This is a genomic window from Actinoplanes octamycinicus (genome assembly GCF_014205225.1).
Classification (GTDB): domain Bacteria; phylum Actinomycetota; class Actinomycetes; order Mycobacteriales; family Micromonosporaceae; genus Actinoplanes; species Actinoplanes octamycinicus.
Genome location: NZ_JACHNB010000001.1, coordinates 5,930,593 through 5,952,978 on the forward strand (window position 1 = coordinate 5,930,593; position 22,386 = coordinate 5,952,978).

Genomic DNA, 22,386 nt, shown 5'->3' on the forward strand with positions numbered 1-22,386 from the left:
GTCAGGCTAGAGCGCCGGTGGCAGCAGGTTCGCCCGGAGCGAGCGCACCGTGGAGATCAACGGCAAGATGGATCAGCACACGCTGGTTCACGAGAATGGGATACGCCGGAATGAGCGACTGGAACGCCAAGATCATCGAAGAGTTCCGGGCCAATGAGGGCCGGGTCGGCGGGCCTTTCGAGGGCGCGCCGATGGTGCTGGTCCACAACAAGGGTCGCAAGACCGGCCGGGAGCTGGTCATCCCGCTGATGTACCTGCCGCACGAGAACGACGACGACGTCATCTACATCTTCGCCTCGAAGGCCGGCGCCCCGGACAACCCGGACTGGTACTACAACCTGATCACGGCCGGCAAGGGCGCCGTCGAACGTGGCACCGAGACCTACGACGTCAAGGTCCGCGAGGTCACCGGCGACGAACGCGACCGCATCTACTACGAGCAGTCCCGCCTCTACTCGAACTTCGCCGAGTACGCCCAGAAGACCGCCGGCATCCGCACCATCCCGGTCCTCGAGCTGACCCGCGCCTGACTCCCGGCCCGCTCCGGCCCACGACCGACATTTCCCGGTACGGCCGGAGCACCCACCGGCCCAGGGGATTGAAGTACGGCCGGAGCACCACTGGCCCCGGCCGATCAGCGAGGTCCGGGGATCAGCGACGTCGGGGGGATCAGCGAGGTCGGGGACAGCAGATCGCCGCCGATCAGGGCCGGTCGGCGGCGGGCCAGCCCGGCCAGCAGGTCGGCGACCTGGACCCGGGCGTCGTCCCGGGAATCGGTCATCAGCAGGCCGGCCAGCGGCGACGGGCCGTCGCTGGCCAGGGCCTGCTGGAGGCGGGTGAGGCGGTCGGCGGTCAGGGCGCTCTGCTCGTCGTGGACGACCAGCACCCGCCGCCACCCGCCGCTCCAGTGCAGGACCGTCTCGGCGAGGGCCGGCAGCATCGGCTCCAGCGGTGGCGGCATCGACCGGTCCTCGTCGTCGAGCCGGGTCATCACCTGCCGCACCGCCTCCGGCCGCAGTCCGGTGAGGACCGCGTCGGCGTCCGGGCCGGTGCCGAGCAGTCCGTCGCGGGCCTGCAGGAACCGGTCCGCCACCCGTGGGTCGGGCCGTCGCCGCCGGGTCTGCACCAGATCGACGAAGGCGGCCAGGAAGCCGTCCCAGGCCGGGCCGCCGGCGCGCCCGGACCGGTACAGGGTGAGCGCCGCCGCCCGGTGCTCCGGCGCCAGGCTGGTCCCAGCCGCGTAGGAGGGCTCGCCGAGCAGCAGGTCGACCACCCGGGTGACCAGGAAGAACTCCTTGTCGATCAGGTGCACCAGGGCCCGGCCGGCAACCGCCGCCAGGAGCCGGTCGAGGGCCGCGTCATGCCGGCGCAGGAACCGGCCGGACTTCAATTCGTGCGGCGAGAAGCGCAGGGCGCCGACCAGTTCGGCCGCCTCGGGCACGCTCAGGTCGACGCTGGCGTGGGTGATCACCGGGGCGCCGGAGCGCAGCAGGTTCGTCCCGGAGAAGCCGGACTCGTCGCAGGCGATCTCCACCACCGCGCCGGCCACCGCCCCGGCCGGCGGCAACCCGCCCTGCAGCGGCGATCGCATCCCGACATCCTGTGTCGGGTGCCCGCCGCGGGCAAGCTATTTGCGGTCCGGGAAGAGCCCGGACATCCGCTGGTCCAGCAGTTCCGGCCCGGCCACCCCGGCGAACAGGTTCGGCAGCAGCGCCACCAGCCCGGTCCAGCCGGTCTGGTGCGCGGCGCCGAGGCCGGCCCCGTTGTCGCCGTGGAAGTACTCGGAGTACGTGATCAGGTCCCGCCAGTGCTCGGTGGCGAAGATGTCCTGCCCGCCGTAGCAGGGCCGGCGGCCGTCCGGGTCCGGCAGGAAGATCCGGGTCAGCCGGTCGGACAGCTCCCGGGCCACCTGGAACAGGGTCATCCGCTGCCCGGAGCCGGTCGGGCACTCGACGGTGAACTCGTCGCCGTACGCCAGATAGAGATTGAGCAGCGAGCGGATGATCAGCATGTTGACCGGGAACCAGATCGGGCCGCGCCAGTTCGAGTTGCCGCCGAACATCCCGCTGTCCGATTCGGCGGGCAGATAGGACACCCGGTAGACGTCGTCCCGGACCGGGAAGGCGAACGGGTGCTCGCGATGCCAGCGGGACAGCGACCGGATCCCGTACGGGCTGAGGAACTCCTCCTCGTCGAGCATCCGGGCCAGGATCCGCCGCAGCCGGTCCTCGTCGAAGAACGCCAGCAACTGTTCGTCGCGGGTCAGCACCGAGCTGATGCTGGGGTGGCGGGACACGAAGTCCCGGGCGTTCTCCAGCAGCCTCGGGAACCGGGCCAGCAACGCCGGGTCGTACACGGTGGCCGCGGCCAGCGGCAGCAGCCCCACCATCGAGCGGATCCGCAGCCGGCGCGTCTCGCCGTCGGGCAGCCGCAGCAGGTCGTAGAAGAACCCGTCCTCGTCGTCCCAGAGCGCCGCCGTGCTCGACTTGCGGTTGACCGCCACGGCGATCCAGGCGAAATGCTCGAAGTACGCCTGCGCCTGCTCGACGTAGACCGGGTCGCGCACCGACAGCTCCAGGGCGATCTGCAGCATGCTCTGGCAGTACAGCGCCATCCACGCGGTCCCGTCCGCCTGGTCGATGGTGCCGCCGGTGGGCAGCGACGTGCTGCTGCGGTCGAACACCCCGATGTTGTCCAGGCCGAGGAAGCCGCCCTGGAAGACGTTGTTGCCGTCGGCGTCCTTGCGGTTCACCCACCAGCTGAAGTTGCGGGCCAGCTGGTGGAACACCGACTCCAGCCAGTCGTGGTCGCCCCGCCCGGTGCGCGCCTTCTCCAGTTCGTGGACCAGGTGTGCCGCCCACGCGTGGACCGGCGGGTTGACGTCGCCGAAGTTCCACTCGTACGCCGGGATCTGCCCGTTGGGGTGCAGGTAGCGCCGGCTGAGCAGCAGGCTCAGCTGGCTCTTGGCCAGCTCGGCGTCGACCATGCTCAGCGCCACGGCCTGGAAGCCCAGGTCCCACGCGGCGAACCAGGGATACTCCCACTTGTCCGGCATGGAGATCACGTCGTGGCAGATCATGTGGAACCATTCGCCGTTGCGGGTCGGCCCGGCCTCCAGCGGATCCTTGCCGTGCCCGGTCAGCCAGCGCTCCACGTCGTACCCGAAATATTGTTTGCTCCACAGTAGGCCGGCCAGCGCCTGCCGGGCCACCTGCCGCTCCGCGGCGCTCAGCTGCGGGGCGAGCACCTGCTGGTAGAACTCGTCGGCCTCGTCGCGCCGGGTCTGCACGAGCGCGTCGAACTCGGCGTCCGAGGAGGTCACCGCCTGCTCGCTGAGGCGGACCCGGACCACGCCGGTCCCGCCGGCCGGCACGTGCAGGGTGTAGTCGGCGGCGACCTTGGTGCCGGTGGCCGCCGGGTTGACCGCGGCCGTCTCGCCGTGCACCACGTAGCGGTCGATCGCGTCCTTGACGAACGGGCTGCCGTTCGGCCGGTGGAACACCCGGTCGGTGTTCGTGTCGTTCTCGGTGAACAGCAGGTCGGGCGCGCCCAGGCAGGTCAGCCGGCGGGTGCCGAGCCGCTGGTGGACCGCCTCGACGACCGGCGCGGCGCCGTTGCGGGCGGCCGCGTGCAGCTCGGGTCGCGGCTCCGGCCGGTCCCAGGACCAGATGTTGCGGAACCACAGGGTGGGCAGCACCCGCAGGGTGGCGGTCTCGGGACCCCGGTTGTGCACGGTGATCCGGGCCAGGATGTCCTCCGGGGCCGCCTTCGCGTATTCGATCTCCACGTCGAAGTACCGGTCCTCGGCGAAGATCCCGGTGTCGAGCAGCTCGTACTCGTACTGGGTGCGGTCCCGCCGGCCGTTCGTGACGACGAGTTCCTCGTACGGGAAGGCGCGGTGCGGATATTTGTAGAGCATCCGCATGTACGAGTGGGTCGGCGTCCCGTCGACGTAGAAGTAGTACTCCTTGACGTCCTCCCCGTGGTTGCCCTCCTGGTTGGTCAGCCCGAAGAAGCGTTCCTTGAGGATCGGGTCGTGCCCGTTCCACAGCGCGACGGCCAGGCACAGCCACTGCTGGTCGTCGCAGAACCCGGCGATCCCGTCCTCGCCCCAGCGGTAGGCCCGCGACCGCGCCATGTCGTGGCTCAGGTAGGACCAGGCGTCCCCGCCCGGGCTGTAGTCCTCCCGGACCGTGCCCCACTGCCGGTCACTGACGTACGGCCCCCACCGCCGCCACGGCACGGCGGCGGTGTCGGCATCCCGGAGGCGTCGCTGCTCGGCGCCGGAACTCTCAGCCATGCCCTCAGCGTGCGCCGCTCCGGAGATCAGTAGGGCGCTCCTGGCTGTCCGAAGCATGACCCGGTCCGGTTTGGCGTATCCGCTGGTGAGGCGGGCATACGGGGGCTGAACGGGGGAAGGCGGGGCGATGAGAGACATCCCGGGCGACGACCTGGCCGTCGCGTTGAGCGAGGTGGCCCGGTCACTGCAGACCGAACCGGACGAACGGCACACCCTGGACGCGATCACCACGACCGCGGTGGACACCGTGCCCGGCAGCCGGTACGCCGGGCTCATGGTGGTCGAGCACCACCGGGACGTCGACACCCGCGCCGCGACCGACGAGGTGGTCCGGCAGATCGACCAGGCGCAGTACGACACCGGCCAGGGACCGTGCCTGCAGGCGATCTACGACGACCGGATGGTCAAGGTCGCCGACATGGCCGGCGAGGACCGGTGGCCGGTCTTCGCCGCGCGGGCCGCCGAGCTGGGCGTCCGCAGCATGCTGTCGTTCCAGCTCTACGTCGAGGACGACACGCTCGGCGCGCTCAACCTGTACTCGTGCGAGCCCGGCGCCTTCGGCGACGAGGCCGAGCACGTCGGCCGGCTCTTCGCGGCGCACGCGGCGGTCGCCCTCTCCGGGGCGAAGCAGCAGGAGCAGTGCGGGCACACCATCGAGGTGCGCGACCTGATCGGCCAGGCCAAGGGGATCCTGATGGAGCGGTACTCGGCCGACGCCGACCAGGCTTTCCGCCTGCTGATCCAGGTCAGCCAGCGGACCGGGACCAAGCTCATCGACGTGGTCCGGCACCTGACCGCGACCCGGGAGCTGCGCCCGGACCGGCGGCCGCCGGGCACGTGCTGACGGCCGGCCGGAGCGGCGGATGGGATACTGCCGGGTGCCGCGCCGAGAGGTATCTAGGCCATATCTCTCGGCGCGGCGCGGCCGGATCAGTACCCGCCGAAGGTGTCGTGCGTGACGTAGGTGCCGGTCGGCGGCGTGATCGTGCGCCGGTTCTGCTGGTAGCTCTTCTCCCAGCGGGCGACGCTGCCGTTCGGGTTCTTCACGATGTACTGGAACTCGACGTAGGTGTTGGGCGGCAGCGCGGCGCCACCGGTCCAGACCGGGAAGGTGGTGCCGGTGGTGCTGAGCGGGACGGCCTTGGCCGTGTCCCAGCCGCCGAGCGCCGGGATGTTGCCGACCACCGCCACCGTCTGGCCCCAGCTGGTGAAGTCGGCGGTGACGTTGAAGGTGGCGGCGATCGGCGTGACCTCGGCGGCGCCGGCGGTCACCGGCGCCGCGGTGACGGCCGGGGCGGCCAGGGCGGGACCGCCGGCCCCGAGGACGCCGGCGACGAGCCCGGCGACGACGCCGGCCCGGACGGCGATGCGGTTCTGCATGAAGTCTCCTCAGTCAAACAGCCTGCCAGATCCTGCAAAGGATGGAAGTGTTTGCAGACCGCGACCGGTGTCGCGCGGCAGGCACTCTCCACACTGGTCACTCGTGAGACCCCGGTCAAGGCATGGTGAGAAGCTGTGAGCTGCGTCAAGAAGTCACCGTCGCGTCACAGTATCTTGCTAACGGGGGTGCAAGATTTGCAAGAATTTACAGCGTGGTGAGCCGGAGTGCCGCCGTGGCGACGGCCTCCTGGAGTTCCTCGTGCGGCGGGAGGGTGGCCAGGTCGCGGCGCATCCCGATGACGCTCTCCACCAGGCCGAGCACCAGGTCGCCGGGGACGTCGCCGCCGGCCAGCCGGCGGTAGGCGAGGCGCAGCCGCTCCCGCTCGGCGCGGAATCGGGTGAACGGCTCGGTGGCGATCTCCGGCAGGGCGTAGAGGATGCCGGCGTTCCATCGGGCGCCGAGCAGCACCCCCACGTCGTAGCGGACCAGCGCGCGCAACGCCTCGGCCGGGTCCAGGCCCTGCTCGGGCAGTGACGACGCGTAGTCCACCGACGGCCGGACGGTGGACTCGAGCAGCTCGGCGAGGATCTGCTCCTTGGTCTTGAAGTGGTAGTAGAGCGAGGCCTGCCGCACACCGACCATCTCGGCGATCATCCGGGTCGAGGTGGCCGCGTAACCCCGCTCGGCGAACAGCTCGGCGGCGGCGTCCAGGATCTCGTCGCGGGCGGACCCGGTGGGCAGCCGGCGGGCGCCGGATCGGGGCCGGCCGACGGAGGCGGTCGGGGAACTCACCACCGCATCGTGTCACGCGGCCGCCCGCACTTCCGTCGCCGGATCGATGTAACCGTCGCGACACAGTAGGCAACCCAAGGTTTACCGCCGAGAAACCACGGTCGATGTCCGGTCACAGAATCTGTCAACCGACAGGTATTCGCCGGACCTCCGGGAGACGGTATGACCACATCCACCACTGACGCCGCTGACCTGCGCGGCTTCGGATACGAGCCGGAGCTGCGCCGCAGCATCGGCAGCTACGCGTCGTTCGCCGCCGGGTTCTCCTTCGTCTCGATCCTCACCACGGTCTTCCAGCTCTTCGGTTTCGGCTTCTCGTTCGGCGGGCCGGCGTTCTTCTGGACCTGGCCGCTGGTCTTCCTCGGCCAGTTCATGGTGGCGCTCAACTTCGCCGAACTGGCCGCCCGCTACCCGCTCTCCGGCTGCATCTACCAGTGGTCGCGCCGGCTCTCCAACGCCACGGTCGGCTGGTTCGCCGGCTGGGTGATGATCATCGCGCAGATCGTCACGGTGGCCGCCGCGGCGATCGCGCTGCAGGTGGTGCTGCCGCAGATCTGGTCCGGCTTCCAGCTGGTCGGCGGCGACCCGGCGCTCACCTCGGCCAGCGGCGCCACCAACGCGGTGCTGCTCGGCTCGATCCTGATCGTGCTCACCACGCTGGTGAACGTGATCGGCGTCCGGCTCATGGCGATCATCAACAGCACCGGGGTGACCCTGGAGATCATCGGCGTGGTCGCGGTGATCGTGCTGCTGCTGTTCAACGTGGAGCGCGGGCCGGGCGTCGTGTTCGACACCGGCGGCATGGGCGACGGCGCCTCGTACGTCGGCCCGTTCCTGGTCTCCGCCCTGATGGCGGCCTACGTGGTGGTCGGCTTCGACAGCGCCGGCGAGCTCAGCGAGGAGACCCGCGACCCGCGGCACACCGCGCCCCGCACGATCCTGCGGGCGCTCGCCGCGTCCGGCATCGGCGGCGGCCTGATGCTGCTGGTCGCGCTGATGGCCGCGCCCAGCCTGACCGACGGCCGGCTGGCCACCGAGGGCCTGCCCTACGTGCTGACCAGCCGCCTCGGCGAGACCGGCGGCAAGATCCTGCTGATCGACGTGGCGATCGCGGTCGCGGTCTGCACCCTGGCCATCCAGACCGCCGGCAGCCGGATGGTCTTCTCGATGGCCCGGGACGGCGTGCTGCCGTTCTCCGCCGCGCTCAGCAAGGTCAACCCGCGCACCGGCACCCCGGCGCTGCCGGCCATCGTGGTCGGCGCCGGCGCGGCCGGGGTCCTGCTGGTCAACATCGGACAGGCGGCCCTGTTCACCGCGCTGACCAGCGTCTGCATCGTGCTGCTCTACCTCGCCTACGCCCTGGTCACCATCCCGCTGCTGATCCGCCGGATCAAGGGCTGGCCGGCCGGCGCCGAGGCCGCCACCACCGAACGCGGCGGCAAGCTCTTCTCGCTCGGCAAGTTCGGGATCGTGGTCAACGCGGTCGCCGTCCTCTACGGCCTCGGCATGATCCTCAACCTCGGCTGGCCCCGCCAGGAGGTCTACGACCCGGCCGGCACCCACTGGTACCTGCACTACTTCTCGCTGATCTTCGTCGGCGGCGCGCTGCTCGCCGGCGGCCTCGCCTACCTGCGCTACCGCACCCGCGCGCTGTCGCTGCACCTGCCGTCGTTCCCGGCCGCCGTCCCGGCCGTCGTCGAAGGAGAGCCCGCATGAGCACCGCCACCACCACCGGGGCCCGGGAGCACGCCCGCGCCCAGGGCGGCACCGTCGTCGAGTGCATGCCCACGGTCCCGGCCAGCACCGGGCTGACCTGGGAGGAGACGATTCCCGGCGGCGGTTACGCGAGCAAGCGCCTGGCCCGCGGCACCACCCTGCGGTTGACCGACGTCCACGGCGACGCCTGCGTCTCGGTGCTGGTGTTCAACGCCGACGAGCCGTGGGAGCGGCTCAACGTCGCCGACACGGTCAAGGTGCTCTGGCAGGCCTACGTGGGGGAGGGGCACCTGCTTCTCTCCGACCAGGGGCGCGCCCTGGCGACGGTCACGGCCGGTTCCCCGGACCGCTCGGACACCTTCTGCGGCACCACCACCCTCACGAGCAATTCTTCACGGTACGGCGACGGCAGCCCGCACAGCGCCACCCCGGCCGGCCGTGAACTGTTCACCCTCGCCGCCGCCAAGCACGGGCTGACCCGCCGGGACCTGCCGCCGAGCATCTCGTTCTTCCAGGGCGTCCGGGTCGGCGCGGACGGCGGCTTCACCTGGCTCGGCTCGGCGGGACCGGGGGCCGTCGTCGAGCTGCGCGCCGAGATGCCGGTCACGGTGCTGCTCGTCAACGTTCCGCATCCGCTCGACCCGCGCGAGGAATACACCTGCTCACCCGTACGGATAAGCGCCCGTCCCGGCAAGCCGAGCGAACCGCGCGATGCCCGCACGCCGGAAGCCGAGCGGGCCCTGTTCAACACCGTCGACTACCTGACCGCCCGGGGGCTCGCATGACGACCGTTCTCGATCAGATCGTCCCGGCCCGCGCGCCGTGGTCCGCGGTGATCCGGAAGGGTCAGACGCTGACCATCGAGGACCTGGCCGGCAACCAGGCCGTCGACTGCCTGATCTACAACGCGGACGACACCGCCGAACGCTACTCGGCGCCGGACACCGTCGCGGCGCAGGGCACCATCTTCCTGACCACCGGCAGCGTGCTGCGCTCCAGCGAGGGCAACCCGCTGATGACCGTGATCGGCGACCAGGTCGGCCGGCACGACACGGTCGGCGGGGCGTGCAGCCGGGAGAGCAACACCCTCCGGTACGGCCAGCACACCAAGCACCAGCACGCCTGCGTGGAGAACTTCCTGATCGAGGGCAGCCGCTGGGGTCTCGGCAAGCGTGACCTGGTCAGCAACATCAACTGGTACATGAACGTGCCGGTCGACCCGGACGGCAGCCTCGGCATCGTCGACGGCATCTCCGCGCCCGGCCTCACCGTGACCCTGCGCGCCGAGATGGACGTGCTGGTCCTGGTGTCGAACTGCCCGCAGATCAACAACCCGTGCAACGGCTTCGACCCGACGCCGGTCCGGATGCTGGTCACCGCTCCCTGACCTCCGGCACGCCGCAGCCACCACGGCAAGCCGTCCCTCTCCCCGACCCGGAGGCCCGCTCCCCATGTTCGACACCCTGCTGATCGCGAACCGCGGCGAGATCGCCTGCCGGATCATCCGCACCGCCGCGCGGATCGGGCTGAAGACCGTCGCGGTCTTCTCCGACGCCGACCGCGCCGCCCCGCACGTCCGGATGGCCGACGTGGCCGTCCGGCTCGGCCCGGCCCCGGCCCGGGAGAGCTATCTGCTGGTCGACCGGGTGCTCGACGCCGCACTGTCCACCGGCGCCGGCGCCGTGCACCCCGGATACGGCTTCCTCTCCGAGGACGCCGCCTTCGCCACCGCGGTCGAGGCGGCCGGGCTCGCGTTCGTCGGGCCGACGCCGGCGCAGCTGACCGCGTTCGGCGCCAAGCACACCGCGCGGGACCTGGCCCGGACGGCCGGCGTTCCGATGATCGAGGGCACCGGGCTGCTGTCCGGCTTGGACGAGGCGCTCGCCGCCGCCGAGACGATCGGCTACCCGGTGATGCTGAAGGCGACCGGCGGGGGCGGCGGCATCGGCATGCAGGCCTGCCACAACGCGGCCGAACTGGCGTCCGCTTTTGATCGGGTCGAGCGGCTCGCGGTCGCGAACTTCGGCAGCGGCGGAGTGTTCCTCGAACGGTTCGTGCAGCATGCCCGGCACGTCGAGGTGCAGGTCTTCGGTGACGGCGCCGGACGCGTGGTGGCGCTCGGTGACCGGGACTGCAGCCTGCAGCGGCGCAACCAGAAAGTGATCGAGGAAGCGCCCGCGCCCGGCCTGCCGGACGACGTGCGAGAGCAGCTGCACGCGGCGGCCACGGCCCTCTGCTCGTCGGTGCGGTATCGGTCAGCGGGGACCGTCGAGTTCGTCTACGACGCGGCCCGGGAGCAGGCCTCATTCCTGGAGGTGAACACCCGGCTGCAGGTCGAGCACCCGGTCACCGAGGAGATCTTCGGGATCGACCTGGTGGAGTGGATGCTGCGCCTGGCGCAGGGCGACGCGAGCGTGCTGGACGAGCCGCGACGGGCGGCCGGGGCGGCGGTCGAGGCCCGCGTCTACGCCGAGGACCCGACGCAGGGGCACCGGCCCAGCGCCGGACTGATCACCGACGTGGCCTTTCCCGGCGACGTCCGGGTGGACGGCTGGGTCGAGGCCGGGACCGAGGTGAGCACCGCCTACGACCCGATGCTGGCCAAGGTGATCGTCACCGGCGCGACCCGGGACGAGGCGTTCGGCAACCTGCGGGCCGCGCTGGCCGGGACCAGGGTGGACGGGATCGAGACGAACCTCGGGTTGCTGCGCGCCGCCGCGGCCCACCACGACGTGCTGGCGGCGCGGCACTCGACGGCCACGCTCGCCGGGGTGCACGACACCGAGCCGCGGATCGTGGTCGAGCGGCCCGGCACGATGACCACGGTGCAGGACTGGCCCGGGCGGACCGGGCTGTGGGAGGTCGGGGTGCCGCCGTCCGGGCCGATGGACGACCTGTCCTTCCGGCTCGGGAACACGGCGCTCGGCAACCCGGAGGGGGCGCCCGGCCTGGAGTGCACGGTGGACGGGCCGGCGCTGCGGTTCACCGCGGACACCACGGTCTGTGTGACCGGGGCGCCGGTGCCGGTGAGCGTCGACGGACGGCCGGTGCCGCAGTGGGAGCCGGTTGTGGTGCCGGCGGGTGCGGTGCTCGACGTCGGGAAGGCGACCTCGGGTGGGTTGCGGGCCTATGTGCTGTTCGCCGGGGGCCTGGACGTGCCGCGGTATCTGGGGAGTGCGGCGACGTTCACTCTCGGGCAGTTCGGGGGGCATGGCGGGCGGGCGTTGCGGGTCGGCGATGTGTTGCGGTCGGTTTCCATCGGGACGAAACCTGAGATGTCGATGGTGGAGCCACCGCGGATCGGCCACGACTGGCGGATCAAGGTGACCGAGGGGCCGCACGCCGCCCCCGAGTTCTTCACCCGCGAAGACCTCGACGAGTTCTACGCCGCCGCCTGGCAGGTGCACTTCAACTCGGCGCGCACCGGGGTCCGCCTGGTCGGCCCGAAACCCCGCTGGGCGCGGACCGACGGTGGCGAGGCCGGCCTGCACCCGTCCAACATCCACGACACCCCCTACTCGGTGGGCGCCATCGACTTCACCGGCGACGTGCCGATCATTCTCGGACCGGACGGGCCCAGCCTCGGCGGCTTCGTCTGCCCGGCCACGGTGATCACGTCGGAGCGGTGGAAGCTCGGGCAGCTGAGCCCGGGCGACACGGTCCGGTTCGTACCGGTAAGCGATCTTGATTTCACGCCCTTGCTCAAGACGCGCGACGACGGTGTGCTCGCCCGGGTCGACGACGTCACCTACCGGCGCTCCGGCGACGACAACCTGCTCGTCGAATACGGCCCGATGACCCTCGACCTCGGCCTGCGGATGCGCGGGCACGCCCTGATGGACCGGCTGCGCGCCGAGGGCCTGCCGGGCGTCGTCGACCTCACCCCGGGGATCCGCTCGCTGCAGATCCACGTCGACCCGGCGGTGCTGCCGGTCCGCAAGCTGCTCGACGTGGTCCGGTCCATCGAGCTGCCGGCCACCCGCGACCTGGAGGTGCCCAGCCGGACCGTGCACCTGCCGCTGTCCTGGGACGACCCGGCCACCCGGGAGGCGATCGCCCGCTACATGGCCGGCGTGCGCGACGACGCGCCGTGGTGCCCGTGGAACATCGAGTTCATCCGCCGAGTCAACGGTCTCGACTCGGTCGACGACGTCTACCGGACCGTCTACGACGCCAGTTACCTGGTGCTCGGCCTCGGCGACGTGTACCTCGGCGCGCCGGTGGCCACCCCGCTCGACCCGCGGCACCGGCTGGTCACCACCAAGTACAACCCGGCGCGCACCTGGACGCCGGAGAACGCGGTCGGGATCGGCGGGGCGTACCTGTGCATCTACGGGATGGAGGGGCCGGGCGGCTACCAGTTCGTCGGCCGTACCGTGCAGATCTGGTCCCGCTGGCGGCGCGAGGCCGGCGACCCGTGGCTGCTGCGCCACTTCGACCGGATCCAGTGGTACCCGGTCGGTGCCGAGGAACTGCTCGACCTGCGGGCCGACGTGGCCGCCGGGCGGCACCGGCTGCGGATCGACGACGGGACGTTCCGGCTCGCCGACCACGAGGCGTTCCTGGAGTCCAACGCGGCGTCGATCGCCGACTTCCGGGCGCGGCAGGCGACCGCTTTCGGCCAGGAGCGGGAGGCGTGGGCGGCGGCCGGGGAATTCGATCCCCGGCCCGAGCCGGAAGCACCGCCGGCCGCCGGGACGGTCACCGTTCCCGACGGTGGGACGCTGGTGGAGGCGCCGTTCGTGTCCAGTGTCTGGCGGGTCGACGTGCGGCCCGGTGACCGGGTCGTCGCCGGGCAGCCGCTGCTCGCGCTCGAGGCGATGAAGCTGGAGACCGTGGTCACCGCGCCGTGCGACGGGCAGGTCGCCGACATCCTCGTCATCCCCGGCGCGCAGGTCGCGCCGGGCAGCCCGCTCGTCGTCCTCGGGAGCCCCGCATGAAAGACCGCGTTCGCGCCGCCTACGCCCGGCTCGCCCGGGAGGAGCGTCCGGAAGCCTGGATCACTCTGCGGCCCGAGGTGGACGTGCTCGCCGACGCGGCCGTCGTCGAGGCGCGCCTGGCCGCGGGGGAGGACCTGCCGCTGGCCGGAAAGCTGCTCGCGGTCAAGGACAACATCGACGTCGCCGGGCTGCCCACCACCGCGGGCTGCCCCGCCTATGCCTACCAGCCGGACCGCAGCGCGTCCGCGGTGCAACGGCTCGTCGACGCCGGCGCGCTGGTGCTCGGCAAGACCAATCTGGACCAGTTCGCGACCGGGCTGGTCGGCACCCGCAGCCCGTACGGGGCGGTCCGCGACGTCCGCGACCCGGCCCGGGTCTCCGGTGGCTCCAGCTCCGGGTCGGCGGTGGTGGTCGCGCTCGGCATCGCCGACCTGGCCCTCGGCACCGACACGGCCGGGTCGGGGCGGGTGCCGGCCGCCTTCCAGGGCATCGTCGGGATGAAGCCGACCCCGGGGCTCGTGCCGGTCGACGGGGTGGTGCCGGCCTGCCGCAGCTTCGACTGCGTGACCGTTTTCGCTCGCACACTCGGCGAGGGTCGGCAGGCGCTCGCCATCATGAGCGACCCGGCGCCGCACTCCGCCGCGTCGCCCTTGTCCGCGCCGCCGCATCCGGTCGTCGCGGTCCCCGACCGGTCCGAGCTGATCGGGCTGTCACCGGACTGGCTCGACGCGTTCGACCAGGTCGCGAAGGACCTCGAAGCGGCCGGCGCCCGGCTGCGCCCGATCCGGCTCGCCCCGTTCCTGGCCGCCGCGAAACTGCTCTACAACGGTGGCTTCGTCGCCGAACGCTACGCCGCGGTCGGCGCCTTCATCGACGAACATCCGGATCAGGTCGATCCGACGGTCCGGGCCATCATCAGCCCCGCCCGGGACATCCCGGCCCACGTGCTGGTGACCGATACCGAACGCCTCTCCCGGCTGCGCGCCGAGGCGATGGCGGAGTGGGGCGACGCCGACGCGCTGCTGCTGCCGACCGCCCCGAGCCACCCGACGATCGCCGAGGTCGCCGCGGACCCGATCGGCGTCAACGCGACCCTCGGCACGTACACCAACTTCTGCAACCTGTTCGGGCTCAGCGCCGTCGCGGTCCCGGCCGCCTTCGGCGTCCAGATCATCGCCAGAGGCTTCGCGGACGCGGTCGCCGCCGACGTCGCGGCCCTGGTCCTCGGCGAAGACCCGCTTTCCGGTACGGCCACCCGTGGCCTCCCGTTGCTGGTGGTCGGCGCGCACCTGACCGGGCAGCCGCTGAACCACCAGCTCACGTCACCGGGCGGCAGATTCGTGCGAGCGGCCCGCACCGCCCCGCGCTACCGCCTGCACGCCCTGCCCACCGAACCCCCCAAGCCCGGCCTGGTCCGGGTCGCCACGGACGGCGCCGCCATCGAGGGTGAAGTGTGGGAACTGCCGCCGGACGCGCTCGGCCGGTTCCTCGCCGCTCTGCCCAGCCCGATGGTCCTGGGCCGGGTCGAGCTGGAGGACGGCACCAGCGTGACCGGTTTCCTCTGCGAGGGCGTGGGCTTGGTCGACGCACCGGACATCACCGCTCACGGCGGCTGGCGCGCCTACTTGTCGTCCTTGCCTTCCGCCACCCCCGGCTCCGCCTCCGCCGAGTCTCCCTTTTTCGCCGTTCCCGCCGCCGCGTCTTCCTCTTCCGCCGTTCCCGCCGCCGCGTCTCCGTCTTCGGCCGTCCCCGCCGCCGCGTCGCCCTCTTCCGCCGCATCCCACTCTGTCGTCGAGGAGCATCGATGAACTCGCTCGCCCTGCACGCGCCCCGCTACGTCCTCGGCGACCTGTTACTCACCCGCGTCCGCGGCGCCGACGTCCTCCTGGTCACCGGCGGCGCCGCCCTGATCGGCCTGTCCGCCCAGATCGCCGTCCCCGTCCCGGGCAGCCCGGTCCCGGTCACCGGCCAGACCTTGGCCGTCCTGCTCTGCGCCGCCGCCCTCGGCCCCTGGCGCGGCCCGGCCGCCACCCTGGCCTACGTTTTCGCCGGCCTGGCCGGAGTCCCGTGGTTCGCCGGCGGCGCCTCCGGCCTCACTGGCGCGACCTTCGGCTATCTCCTGGGCATGATCGCCGCCGCGGCGGTGGTCGGCGCCTTGGCCCGCTACGGCGCCGACCGCACCCCGTGGCGCACAGTCCCGGCGATGCTCCTCGGCAACGTCGTCATCTACACGGTCGGGGTCTCCTGGCTGGCGGTAACCCTGCACCTGAACGCCACCACCGCCGTCCGAGTCGGCCTGGTCCCGTTCCTGCTCGGCGACGCCCTGAAGGTCCTGATCGCCGCCGGGGTCCTCCCCGCCGCCTGGCACCTCACCCGCAGGACGCCGAGGAGCCGGTGAGGCGCGGTGCCGTCGCGCTCAGGCGGTCCGAAGCACCACGGCGCCCACGATCCCGATCGTCGCCACCATCGGAATGGCGTAGCCCTGCCCGGTGCGTCGCGGCCGTAGCCACAGGTACGCGATGCCGAACATGAACGCCAGCATGAACGATCCCTCGTAGCCCGCAGCTCTGACCGCCCGGCTGTCGGCGACGGCAAACCCGACGTAAACGGCGACGAAGGGCAGGTAGAGAGCCCAGGAGTCGTAGGGAACGAGTGACTGCACCGGAAACGTCAGGGCCATGCCCCACGCGTAGGCGTTGTTCAGGCGATCCATCGTCGTTCCCGTCCGCTCCCCAAGATCATCCGCGACAGCGTAGGGTGCGAGGTGGCTGCGGGCAACGCCCATCCGGCGGAAAACCGCAGGTCAATCCGGCTAAGTCCCGCCATGGTTGTGAAGGTTTCGGGGAGATTGATGGGCTCCCTTCCGCTGCAGTCCCGGATCGATCAAGATCATCCCCGACTTGGGGAGGGCTGGGATGCCAAGGCAATGGGACACAACCGCTCATGACCGAGCGAAGGCTGATAAATCAGGCCGACGTTGGCGCGGCCTGCTGGCGCTCATCGGAACGCTCCTTGTTGTCGCGTTCCTTCTCGCCATGGCGGCTCTCAAGGTCATTACCTTCGCGCTCGAACCCATCACCTCGCCGCCCGAGGCGCCGAGGGAGGATGAATTCGTGGGCACCTGGTGCTCACCTCACGGCGACCGGCTGGTACTTGCCGGAGACCGCTTCAAGGTCGATCCGATGTCGCCTGTGCTTGCCGGGCAGATTTCCTTCAGAGTTCCGACCCCTAAGCCTGGAAGCTCACCCCGGTGGAACGATCCGCCGGCCACCACCGCGGCCGGCAGTTGGGGTGTGTTCGTCCTGGGAGCTGACGTCATGGCTGGACGGGTGACAACGCTGGACATGGAGTTCGACACCATCGGCCAGGACGCCGTCATCAGCGACATGCTGGAACTGGACACCTACGAAGGAGACGCCGGCTGGAGTTTCTCTCTGCCGCTGAAGCCCAGCGGTTCCGGCGACATGACGTTCGGCAGATGCGAGGGGAACGGCTGATGGAAGATTCGCGGGTGCGCGTCGAGTCGCAGTTCTAGGGGCAGTCGATGCGATGCCAGGTCGTGTCGTGCTGCCACCGCAGTTCGAAGCGCACGCACACAATGTGGTCCATCTGGCCATCGGCCCCGCCGCGCATTTCGGCGTCGGCCCAGGCGTGCGGGTCGGCCGGGTTCTCGTTGTCGTTGCCCTGGGAGGCCCGGACGGTTCCGCCGTAGTTGGCGATCCAACCGGTCAGCGCGTGGAGGCCGGTTGTCGGATATTCCCCCGGGCCGAGGGGCGCCACTGCCAAGTCGGCCTTGCGGGCGATGACCTTCGCGTTGGCGTCAACGGCTGACCAGGCCGGGTCATAGGTGTTGAGTCGATACAGCAGCCAGACGACTCCACCGGCCAGGATCACGAGCATCACCGCGACGGCGCCGCCGACAAATTTGATCACCTTCACGCCTGCCAGTGTTCCTGGGGAGAGCAAGGTCAAATAGAGGTGCTACTGCAAGCCGGACTCGATGGCGATCTGCCTGCGCACTCAGTTGGAGGGGTCAGAGGCGCTGGCCGTATACCTCGGGCATTCGGATCCCGAGTTTCGCCCTTCGGACGTACACCCATCTCATGCCCAGCAGTGAGGAACGGACCCGCCGGGCGATCGACCGGGGGTTCTGGCGCGAGGCGGTCCCACGGCCCAAATGGTCCGCGCAGCATGAAACCGCAGCTTGACGCCCTGTTTCTCGCAGTACACCAATTACCGATAATGGTGTTTGGCCGGTCCTGGCAGCAGGGTCGGCCAGGGTGCTGACCTGGGTAAATGCCGTTAGTCATGGTCATCTTTGGTCAACGTTCTGGGACGTCTGACGGCCCAGAGACGGCCCAGGACGCCCCCAGCGGCCCCGAGATCGTCGGACCCATGTCCTAGCCTTCGTCCGTGCGATCCCGCCCGCTACCGGAGCCACAGACGCTGGCGCTCTCCTGGGCTGACTGGCTTCCGCTGAACGATCGGGCGGCCCGTCTCCGGGTGCCGCGCGGCCCAGGGCTCTACCGCGTGAGGCGGGTGGGGGAGAGCACGCTCGCCTACGTCGGGCAGAGTTCGGGGCTCCGTGGGCGGCTCAGCCAGCTTTGCGCCCTGTATGGCGACGAGATGCCGTACAACGACCCGCACACCGCCGCTCCGTGCCTCTGGGTGATGCGCACTGCGGAGGGCGCCGAATTCGAGGTCTCGGTGGCTGAGTTCGCGGGGGACGTCCGGGAGCGCAAGCTCGCCGAGTGCGTCGCGGTGTCACAGCACCGGGCGAAGTTCGGTCGCTCGCCGACGGCCAACTTCGGGCGCATGCCAGATGGGTGGATCAAGTCCACCGGCAACAACGCCGCGTTGGTGAAGTCAGGGCGCCGGACTCGCGGGTATCAAGATCCCGCAGTCACCCGATCGCTGGATCATGCCCCGGTGCTTGATCTGGACCACGCCCCGACCAGCGCCGAGTGGGCCGGCCTCCCGTGGAGTCCCTGGCACCCCGGGCTGATCGCCAAACCGACCCTGGGCGTGTACCGAATCCGTCGCGCCGGGGAGCAGCACCTCGTGTACCTCGGGCAGGGCCGGATCGGCGCTCGGCTGGCCGCTCACGGTGCCAAAAGCCGCCTTGAAGACCACCGCCAGCGCGCCGCGTTCACCGGCGACCTCGAAAGCTCCTGGGCGCCCTTACCGACCTGCACCGCGGCCCAGCTCCTGGAGGTCGAGTGCGACCTCATCGCCAGTCACGCACTCTTCGCCGGACTCGCGCCCGAGGCGCAGTTCCTTGGTTGACCACCGATCCTGACCAGGTCAGTCCTTGCCGGCGCGATCGATCGCAATTGAGGCGCACAGGCGGCCCTCTACATCGATTCCCCACGGCTCGGTGCGAACCAGCCGACGAGCAGTAAGAGCCGTGTCTATCGCCGTCATCTCGCTTTCCGTCGGCCGGTCGTCGGTCGGACGGCTCGCAAGGCCAGTCCACTCCTCGCCGGGCTGGCGGGGCGGCAGAGTGACCCAATCCCTGCCGTTGGTGTAGTCCACTAGGAGGATGTAGCCGGACGGTAAGACTGCTGCCACTGTGGCGCGCCGCGGCGACCCAAGGAACCAGTTCGGATGCGGGCCTAGACTCCTGAACACCCTGGTGAGGAAGCTTTGCAGACCTGACGACATCGTGAAGACCCTCCATACCGCCGCCGTTTGGGGGATGCGTTGGATCGATGGTCGGCCATGGCGAAGAGCACCGGCAATACGACAGCCGACACGGAGTTATAAGCGACCGCCTTAGCCATCCGTCCGCCGTCGACCCGCCGACCGGGGAGCGGGCATGGTCCTGGGCGCCAAGGTGGAGCGCCAACCGGACGAACGACCTTGGCGCCCAGGGGCATGTCTGCTCGACTTCGTCCGGGTCGACGGTGGACGGAATGGCGTCACCATCCCAGAAGCCCGAGCGCTCCTGCCGGAGGCATCCTGCAGACCAAGTGCCGCAGCAGAGGTTGGCCGGCGCGCCGGCCGATGCCGGCCGAAGGCCGCCAGCAGGGCGAGCGCGACCGGCCCGCGGCGCGCTCGCGCGGCGCCTTGATCCAGAAAAGATCAATTCGGCAGTATTCGCCGCTAGACATCGCCGCTAGTGCACAGAAGCGGCCGGGCTGCGAAGTGACTCCCACACTGCCAGGACGGTGCTCGCACATGATCGTAGAGCTGCAATTTCGTTCACCAGCCTGGACGCAAATCGACTTGCAGCCGTTCCCCCTATACTCCATCAGCGACCGATCCGTCTGGCACGGATCTGGCACACAGGCATCAGTATCGAGAGTATCTGGCGCGCGATCTTCACGCCCATCGTCCCAGCAGGTTAGGGCCTCAACCTCTCCTTGACTTAGCTGTCGTTCAGGAGCGCCTGTGATCGAGATGGCTACCGTCGTTGACGTGAGCACAGACTTTAACAAGCGCCAGGAAGGCCAGAGACCGAGCATTAGTTCAGCGAGACTCCTGCGTGACGTGGGTGTCAACGTGCTGGCGAACCTCATAGCGGCGGCGATCATCTATCTGGCTGGTGCTCTGCTCGGTCTTCTTCCCCGGTCGCCTGCTGCGATCGCTGGAGCCACTTCTTTGTTGGTGATGGTTGGTGGCATAGCGTTGCAGATATTGGCTTTCCGAAGGGGCTGGCACGGCTTGCCCTGGTTTGCGGTTGGGGCAAGTCTGGTTGCTGCCGTCGCGGCCGGTACCTTACTTAGCTCGTCCAACCCGTCTCGGTTTGCGCTGGCAGCCTGGTGGAGTCTCCTCGTCGCTATCCAGTTCTTGGGCACGTTTGTTTCAGATCGGTACCTGACGAGTCGAGCGAATAGGCAGGAAAGCAGCCGACTAAGCACTTGATCCCCAGGCAACGATGGGTGCCATTTGACCTTGGCTTACGGTGCCCTCTATCTGCAATTTCTGTCAGTGGGCGTCCACGCTGGTCCTGCATGATCACTGGCGGTCGTCACCCAGTTAGTCACCCGGACAGAGCCCGCAATGCGAGAGCCGTCTCCATGGAATGGCTCTTACCTCTGCCAACCGGGATCGTTGTTGCGGACGATGTACGCTCTCGCTTCGTCACCGTCCAGAGTCAATTCCGTGTGAAGCTTGAACTTCACGAGTCGCCGCCATGCGGCGTGGTGAGCTTCCTGTACTTCTACTGCTACTTCGTACGGTCCCGCTTTCAGTGGTAGGTCAACCTGTACCGCCCGGCCGAACTCGATGAATCGTTCGACCGCCGACCGGCCAGCTACAGCGATCGGCGATGGCATCAGCCGCCCTCCGCCGACCCCAGCCGGTTCGAGCCTCGGCTGAATCGCCTGCCAGGACATCGAGAAAGGCACGGGGCTGGTGGTTCCGTCGATGGGCGGTACTCCGCCGCTTACGTGAAGGCGAAAGTTGAGTACCACGATCGGTGCCGGACCGGGGTTGTAGAGAACCAACGGTAGGACGAGCCTGATGTCGTTCGGGTGAAAGTAACCGGCATAGGAGAGCGGCGGATAGCTAGCCAACTTGCTTCTTCGAACTTGGATCCACCAGAAGGACGCGATCGTGAAGATCAACGCTAGGACTGCGACAGAGAGACTTGGCGAGAGCCATGAGGAGGTAGTCGCCATGGAGGTCGCCGCGGAGATCGAGTTGGCCACGGCGGCACCTTACGCGGTCCCGGCCTCACTCACCCAAGACCGTTTGGAGTGCGGCTTGCTTACCAGGACAGACACACATCTACTTCCTGATGTTCCCCGCAGAACCCGGCGAATGACCGGCCGACCTGGCATGGATCTGGTACGACGAATCTCCCCGTCGGGAGCCGTTCAACTCTGGGCGGAGCGGTCCGATTGGGTGCACGTGCCACCGTCGCTCTGAAGCAGGGTCGGCCCCGCCGGGCCGGTGCCACCTGAACTCGGCGACCAAGCTTGCATGGCCTATCCGTCTGGCGTGACTTCGCGGAACCCCGCACGAACCAAGATCTCGATTTGAGATTCGGGGTCTGCTTCTAGGCCAGGAATTTCCATGTCGATATGGACCGTGCCCTGCCCAGGAAGGAAGATTGCCCTATTGATAGGCCGAGGTTGAAGTAGTTGTTCATGCACCCAACGGCTCACCAGGGTGTCACCTTCGCCGCTTACTCGCTCCCACGACCCAGGGCTGTCGATGCCCACTGCGTCTCCCGGTGAGGGCAGCCAAGGGAACGGCCACGTACCGGCTTCCCGAACGAAGATCCTCTTCAGAGCGTGGTGCGGGTCGTCTAGATGTATGCGATACATGATCGTTGTCATCACGCCTCCACTGGCCCGTAGCCGGCCTCAACTACCGGCTTGCTGCCGACTCATCTACCCGCAGGTCTGACATTAATACAGCGGGCGGCACTCGAGAACGATTGTGATCATCGCATGTACCCACTAGCTTCGGGGGCATGGGCTCGCGAGATGGCAGTAAAAGCGGCATTGAAAACGCGTCCGAAGGATGGGTAATAAGACTTGAAGGCTCATCAATTCCTATGCCGAGACAGAAGAGCGATGGCCCGGTTTCCTCGGACGAGAGAGTATTCAATAATGCTAGAGAAACAGTTGCAGATGCGGTCAAACCCTATCGCCTCGTTTCCTATGGACCTGTAAATTCTCTCGGCGGAGCATTCGCATTTCTCGTCGCAGCGCCACGCGCGGGAAAGTTCAGCAAATCCAACGAGGAGCGGGCGGTCGATTCGCTCACAATTGCGGTTTATGTTGATTCCGACGACGAGGAGCAGAACGATAAGGTAATCCGTGCTGCGGATAAGCTTCGACGCGCGCTTGGATACGATGCCGAGGAAGATATCGACATCAAGCGCGGCTCCATTTTCCGACGTTCCCGAGCTTGGCTGAAGGGAGCGGTGAAATCAGAAGAGGTTCAGCATAGGCTCGTCAAAGTCGAACGAGCCCTCGAGCTTGTTGTTCTTGATGCGAAACAGGCAGAAGTAGATTCCGCGCAGGCTTCCGCTGTACGCGAAATTGTCGAGTCGTTGGCGGGAGTGAGTCGAGCGTCCGTCCGCGTCGGCTCCATCCTGGTCGCTAAATACATGGTAGCCGAAGAGCCTGTAATTCTGGTACGAAACCTCTCGCAGCTGGAAATCCGAGCGCTTGAGAAATACCCGGAAATCCAAGGTCGGCCCGAAAACATGTTCCATGCTTTGGCTATAGCCGTGTCGACTATGAGCGAGGTCTCTGCCGAGCAAGGTGTGGTCGAAGGAACCGGGGGCAGCTAAGACA

At 69.0% G+C, this 22,386-nt stretch carries 20 protein-coding genes and 1 pseudogene; 13 read left to right on the top strand and 8 right to left on the bottom strand.

From position 1 onward, the window contains the following. Positions 1-110: 110 nt before the first annotated feature. The gene (locus tag BJY16_RS26025; RefSeq protein WP_185042189.1) at positions 111-530 is read left to right on the top strand and encodes a nitroreductase family deazaflavin-dependent oxidoreductase; all 420 of its coding nucleotides are present in this window, start codon (positions 111-113) and stop codon (positions 528-530) included. Positions 531-634: 104 nt separating this feature from the next. Here the strand turns inward: BJY16_RS26025 and BJY16_RS26030 are convergent, their stop codons facing one another. Then, the gene (locus BJY16_RS26030) at positions 635-1,591 is read right to left on the bottom strand and encodes a hypothetical protein (RefSeq protein WP_185042190.1); all 957 of its coding nucleotides are present in this window, start codon (positions 1,589-1,591) and stop codon (positions 635-637) included. Positions 1,592-1,627: 36 nt separating this feature from the next. Then, positions 1,628-4,300, bottom strand: a complete 2,673-nt coding sequence (locus BJY16_RS26035; RefSeq protein WP_185042191.1) for an MGH1-like glycoside hydrolase domain-containing protein — start codon at positions 4,298-4,300, stop codon at positions 1,628-1,630. Positions 4,301-4,427: 127 nt separating this feature from the next. Between BJY16_RS26035 and BJY16_RS26040 the strand changes: the two genes are divergently transcribed. Continuing rightward, positions 4,428-5,144 carry a GAF and ANTAR domain-containing protein gene (locus tag BJY16_RS26040; protein ID WP_185042192.1) on the top strand — a complete coding sequence of 239 codons (717 nt, stop codon included), beginning with the start codon at positions 4,428-4,430 and terminating at the stop codon, positions 5,142-5,144. Between the two features lie 86 nt (positions 5,145-5,230). On the opposite strand, the gene BJY16_RS26045 is transcribed toward BJY16_RS26040, so the two are convergent. Further along, positions 5,231-5,680 (bottom strand): carbohydrate-binding module family 20 domain-containing protein, encoded by a 450-nt coding sequence (locus tag BJY16_RS26045; RefSeq protein WP_185042193.1) that lies wholly within the window; start codon positions 5,678-5,680, stop codon positions 5,231-5,233. Between the two features lie 205 nt (positions 5,681-5,885). Continuing rightward, positions 5,886-6,473: a TetR/AcrR family transcriptional regulator gene (locus tag BJY16_RS26050; RefSeq protein ID WP_185042194.1), complete on the bottom strand. Its 588-nt coding sequence runs from the start codon at positions 6,471-6,473 to the stop codon at positions 5,886-5,888. Between the two features lie 162 nt (positions 6,474-6,635). Between BJY16_RS26050 and BJY16_RS26055 the strand changes: the two genes are divergently transcribed. The 6 genes from BJY16_RS26055 to BJY16_RS26080 all read left to right on the top strand — a co-directional run bounded on the left by BJY16_RS26055 (position 6,636) and on the right by BJY16_RS26080 (position 15,527). Then, entirely contained in the window at positions 6,636-8,189 is a 1,554-nt protein-coding gene (locus BJY16_RS26055) for an amino acid permease (protein WP_185042195.1), read from the top strand. Further along, a complete protein-coding gene (locus tag BJY16_RS26060) occupies positions 8,186-8,974 on the top strand; it encodes an urea amidolyase associated protein UAAP1 (protein WP_185042196.1) in 789 nt (262 codons plus the stop codon). The genes BJY16_RS26055 and BJY16_RS26060 overlap by 4 nt, the downstream gene beginning before the upstream one ends. Continuing rightward, positions 8,971-9,576, top strand: a complete 606-nt coding sequence (locus BJY16_RS26065) for an urea amidolyase associated protein UAAP2 (RefSeq protein WP_185042197.1) — start codon at positions 8,971-8,973, stop codon at positions 9,574-9,576. Before BJY16_RS26060 ends, BJY16_RS26065 begins: the two co-directional genes overlap by 4 nt. 64 nt (positions 9,577-9,640) lie before the next feature. Beyond that, complete coding sequence (locus BJY16_RS26070; RefSeq protein WP_185042198.1) at positions 9,641-13,129, top strand: 5-oxoprolinase/urea amidolyase family protein; 3,489 nt, start codon at positions 9,641-9,643, stop codon at positions 13,127-13,129. After that, positions 13,126-14,937: an allophanate hydrolase gene (gene atzF, locus BJY16_RS26075; protein ID WP_185042199.1), complete on the top strand. Its 1,812-nt coding sequence runs from the start codon at positions 13,126-13,128 to the stop codon at positions 14,935-14,937. The genes BJY16_RS26070 and atzF overlap by 4 nt, the downstream gene beginning before the upstream one ends. Further along, positions 14,934-15,527, top strand: coding sequence for a biotin transporter BioY (locus BJY16_RS26080; RefSeq protein ID WP_185042200.1), 594 nt, complete (start codon positions 14,934-14,936; stop codon positions 15,525-15,527). The genes atzF and BJY16_RS26080 overlap by 4 nt, the downstream gene beginning before the upstream one ends. 18 nt (positions 15,528-15,545) lie before the next feature. On the opposite strand, the gene BJY16_RS26085 is transcribed toward BJY16_RS26080, so the two are convergent. Continuing rightward, entirely contained in the window at positions 15,546-15,842 is a 297-nt protein-coding gene (locus BJY16_RS26085) for a hypothetical protein (protein WP_185042201.1), read from the bottom strand. A 322-nt stretch (positions 15,843-16,164) separates the two neighbouring features. Here BJY16_RS26085 and BJY16_RS26090 point away from each other — a divergent pair, with 322 nt between their 5' ends. After that, a complete protein-coding gene (locus BJY16_RS26090; protein ID WP_185042202.1) occupies positions 16,165-16,626 on the top strand; it encodes a hypothetical protein in 462 nt (153 codons plus the stop codon). Positions 16,627-16,660: 34 nt separating this feature from the next. On the opposite strand, the gene BJY16_RS26095 is transcribed toward BJY16_RS26090, so the two are convergent. After that, positions 16,661-17,068, bottom strand: coding sequence for a hypothetical protein (locus BJY16_RS26095; protein WP_185042203.1), 408 nt, complete (start codon positions 17,066-17,068; stop codon positions 16,661-16,663). A gap of 88 nt (positions 17,069-17,156) precedes the next feature. On the opposite strand from BJY16_RS26095, the pseudogene BJY16_RS49135 reads away from it, so the two are divergent. Beyond that, positions 17,157-17,337, top strand: a pseudogene (locus tag BJY16_RS49135) (hypothetical protein); the annotation flags it as partial. Positions 17,338-17,755: 418 nt separating this feature from the next. Then, positions 17,756-18,415, top strand: a complete 660-nt coding sequence (locus BJY16_RS26100; protein ID WP_185042204.1) for a hypothetical protein — start codon at positions 17,756-17,758, stop codon at positions 18,413-18,415. A gap of 18 nt (positions 18,416-18,433) precedes the next feature. Here the strand turns inward: BJY16_RS26100 and BJY16_RS47485 are convergent, their stop codons facing one another. Then, the gene (locus BJY16_RS47485) at positions 18,434-18,664 is read right to left on the bottom strand and encodes a hypothetical protein (protein WP_239177063.1); all 231 of its coding nucleotides are present in this window, start codon (positions 18,662-18,664) and stop codon (positions 18,434-18,436) included. Between the two features lie 858 nt (positions 18,665-19,522). On the opposite strand from BJY16_RS47485, the gene BJY16_RS46555 reads away from it, so the two are divergent. Continuing rightward, entirely contained in the window at positions 19,523-19,996 is a 474-nt protein-coding gene (locus BJY16_RS46555; protein ID WP_221503490.1) for a hypothetical protein, read from the top strand. A 167-nt stretch (positions 19,997-20,163) separates the two neighbouring features. Here the strand turns inward: BJY16_RS46555 and BJY16_RS26115 are convergent, their stop codons facing one another. Continuing rightward, positions 20,164-20,784 (bottom strand): hypothetical protein, encoded by a 621-nt coding sequence (locus tag BJY16_RS26115; RefSeq protein ID WP_185042206.1) that lies wholly within the window; start codon positions 20,782-20,784, stop codon positions 20,164-20,166. A gap of 770 nt (positions 20,785-21,554) precedes the next feature. Here BJY16_RS26115 and BJY16_RS26120 point away from each other — a divergent pair. Continuing rightward, positions 21,555-22,382 carry a hypothetical protein gene (locus tag BJY16_RS26120; RefSeq protein WP_185042207.1) on the top strand — a complete coding sequence of 276 codons (828 nt, stop codon included), beginning with the start codon at positions 21,555-21,557 and terminating at the stop codon, positions 22,380-22,382. The last annotated feature ends 4 nt before the right edge of the window (positions 22,383-22,386 follow it).

Excerpts from the sequence above, each read along its gene's own strand:
- BJY16_RS26025 (WP_185042189.1), top strand. The coding sequence starts at position 111 with ATGAGCGACTGGAACGCCAAGATCATCGAAGAGTTCCGGGCCAATGAG.
- BJY16_RS26030 (WP_185042190.1), bottom strand. The coding sequence starts at position 1,591 with ATGCGATCGCCGCTGCAGGGCGGGTTGCCGCCGGCCGGGGCGGTGGCC.
- BJY16_RS26035 (WP_185042191.1), bottom strand. The coding sequence starts at position 4,300 with ATGGCTGAGAGTTCCGGCGCCGAGCAGCGACGCCTCCGGGATGCCGAC.
- BJY16_RS26040 (WP_185042192.1), top strand. The coding sequence starts at position 4,428 with ATGAGAGACATCCCGGGCGACGACCTGGCCGTCGCGTTGAGCGAGGTG.
- BJY16_RS26045 (WP_185042193.1), bottom strand. The coding sequence starts at position 5,680 with ATGCAGAACCGCATCGCCGTCCGGGCCGGCGTCGTCGCCGGGCTCGTC.
- BJY16_RS26055 (WP_185042195.1), top strand. The coding sequence starts at position 6,636 with ATGACCACATCCACCACTGACGCCGCTGACCTGCGCGGCTTCGGATAC.
- BJY16_RS26060 (WP_185042196.1), top strand. The coding sequence starts at position 8,186 with ATGAGCACCGCCACCACCACCGGGGCCCGGGAGCACGCCCGCGCCCAG.
- BJY16_RS26065 (WP_185042197.1), top strand. The coding sequence starts at position 8,971 with ATGACGACCGTTCTCGATCAGATCGTCCCGGCCCGCGCGCCGTGGTCC.
- BJY16_RS26070 (WP_185042198.1), top strand. The coding sequence starts at position 9,641 with ATGTTCGACACCCTGCTGATCGCGAACCGCGGCGAGATCGCCTGCCGG.
- atzF (WP_185042199.1), top strand. The coding sequence starts at position 13,126 with ATGAAAGACCGCGTTCGCGCCGCCTACGCCCGGCTCGCCCGGGAGGAG.
- BJY16_RS26080 (WP_185042200.1), top strand. The coding sequence starts at position 14,934 with ATGAACTCGCTCGCCCTGCACGCGCCCCGCTACGTCCTCGGCGACCTG.
- BJY16_RS26085 (WP_185042201.1), bottom strand. The coding sequence starts at position 15,842 with ATGGATCGCCTGAACAACGCCTACGCGTGGGGCATGGCCCTGACGTTT.
- BJY16_RS26090 (WP_185042202.1), top strand. The coding sequence starts at position 16,165 with ATGGCGGCTCTCAAGGTCATTACCTTCGCGCTCGAACCCATCACCTCG.
- BJY16_RS26100 (WP_185042204.1), top strand. The coding sequence starts at position 17,756 with ATGCCGTACAACGACCCGCACACCGCCGCTCCGTGCCTCTGGGTGATG.
- BJY16_RS26120 (WP_185042207.1), top strand. The coding sequence starts at position 21,555 with ATGGGCTCGCGAGATGGCAGTAAAAGCGGCATTGAAAACGCGTCCGAA.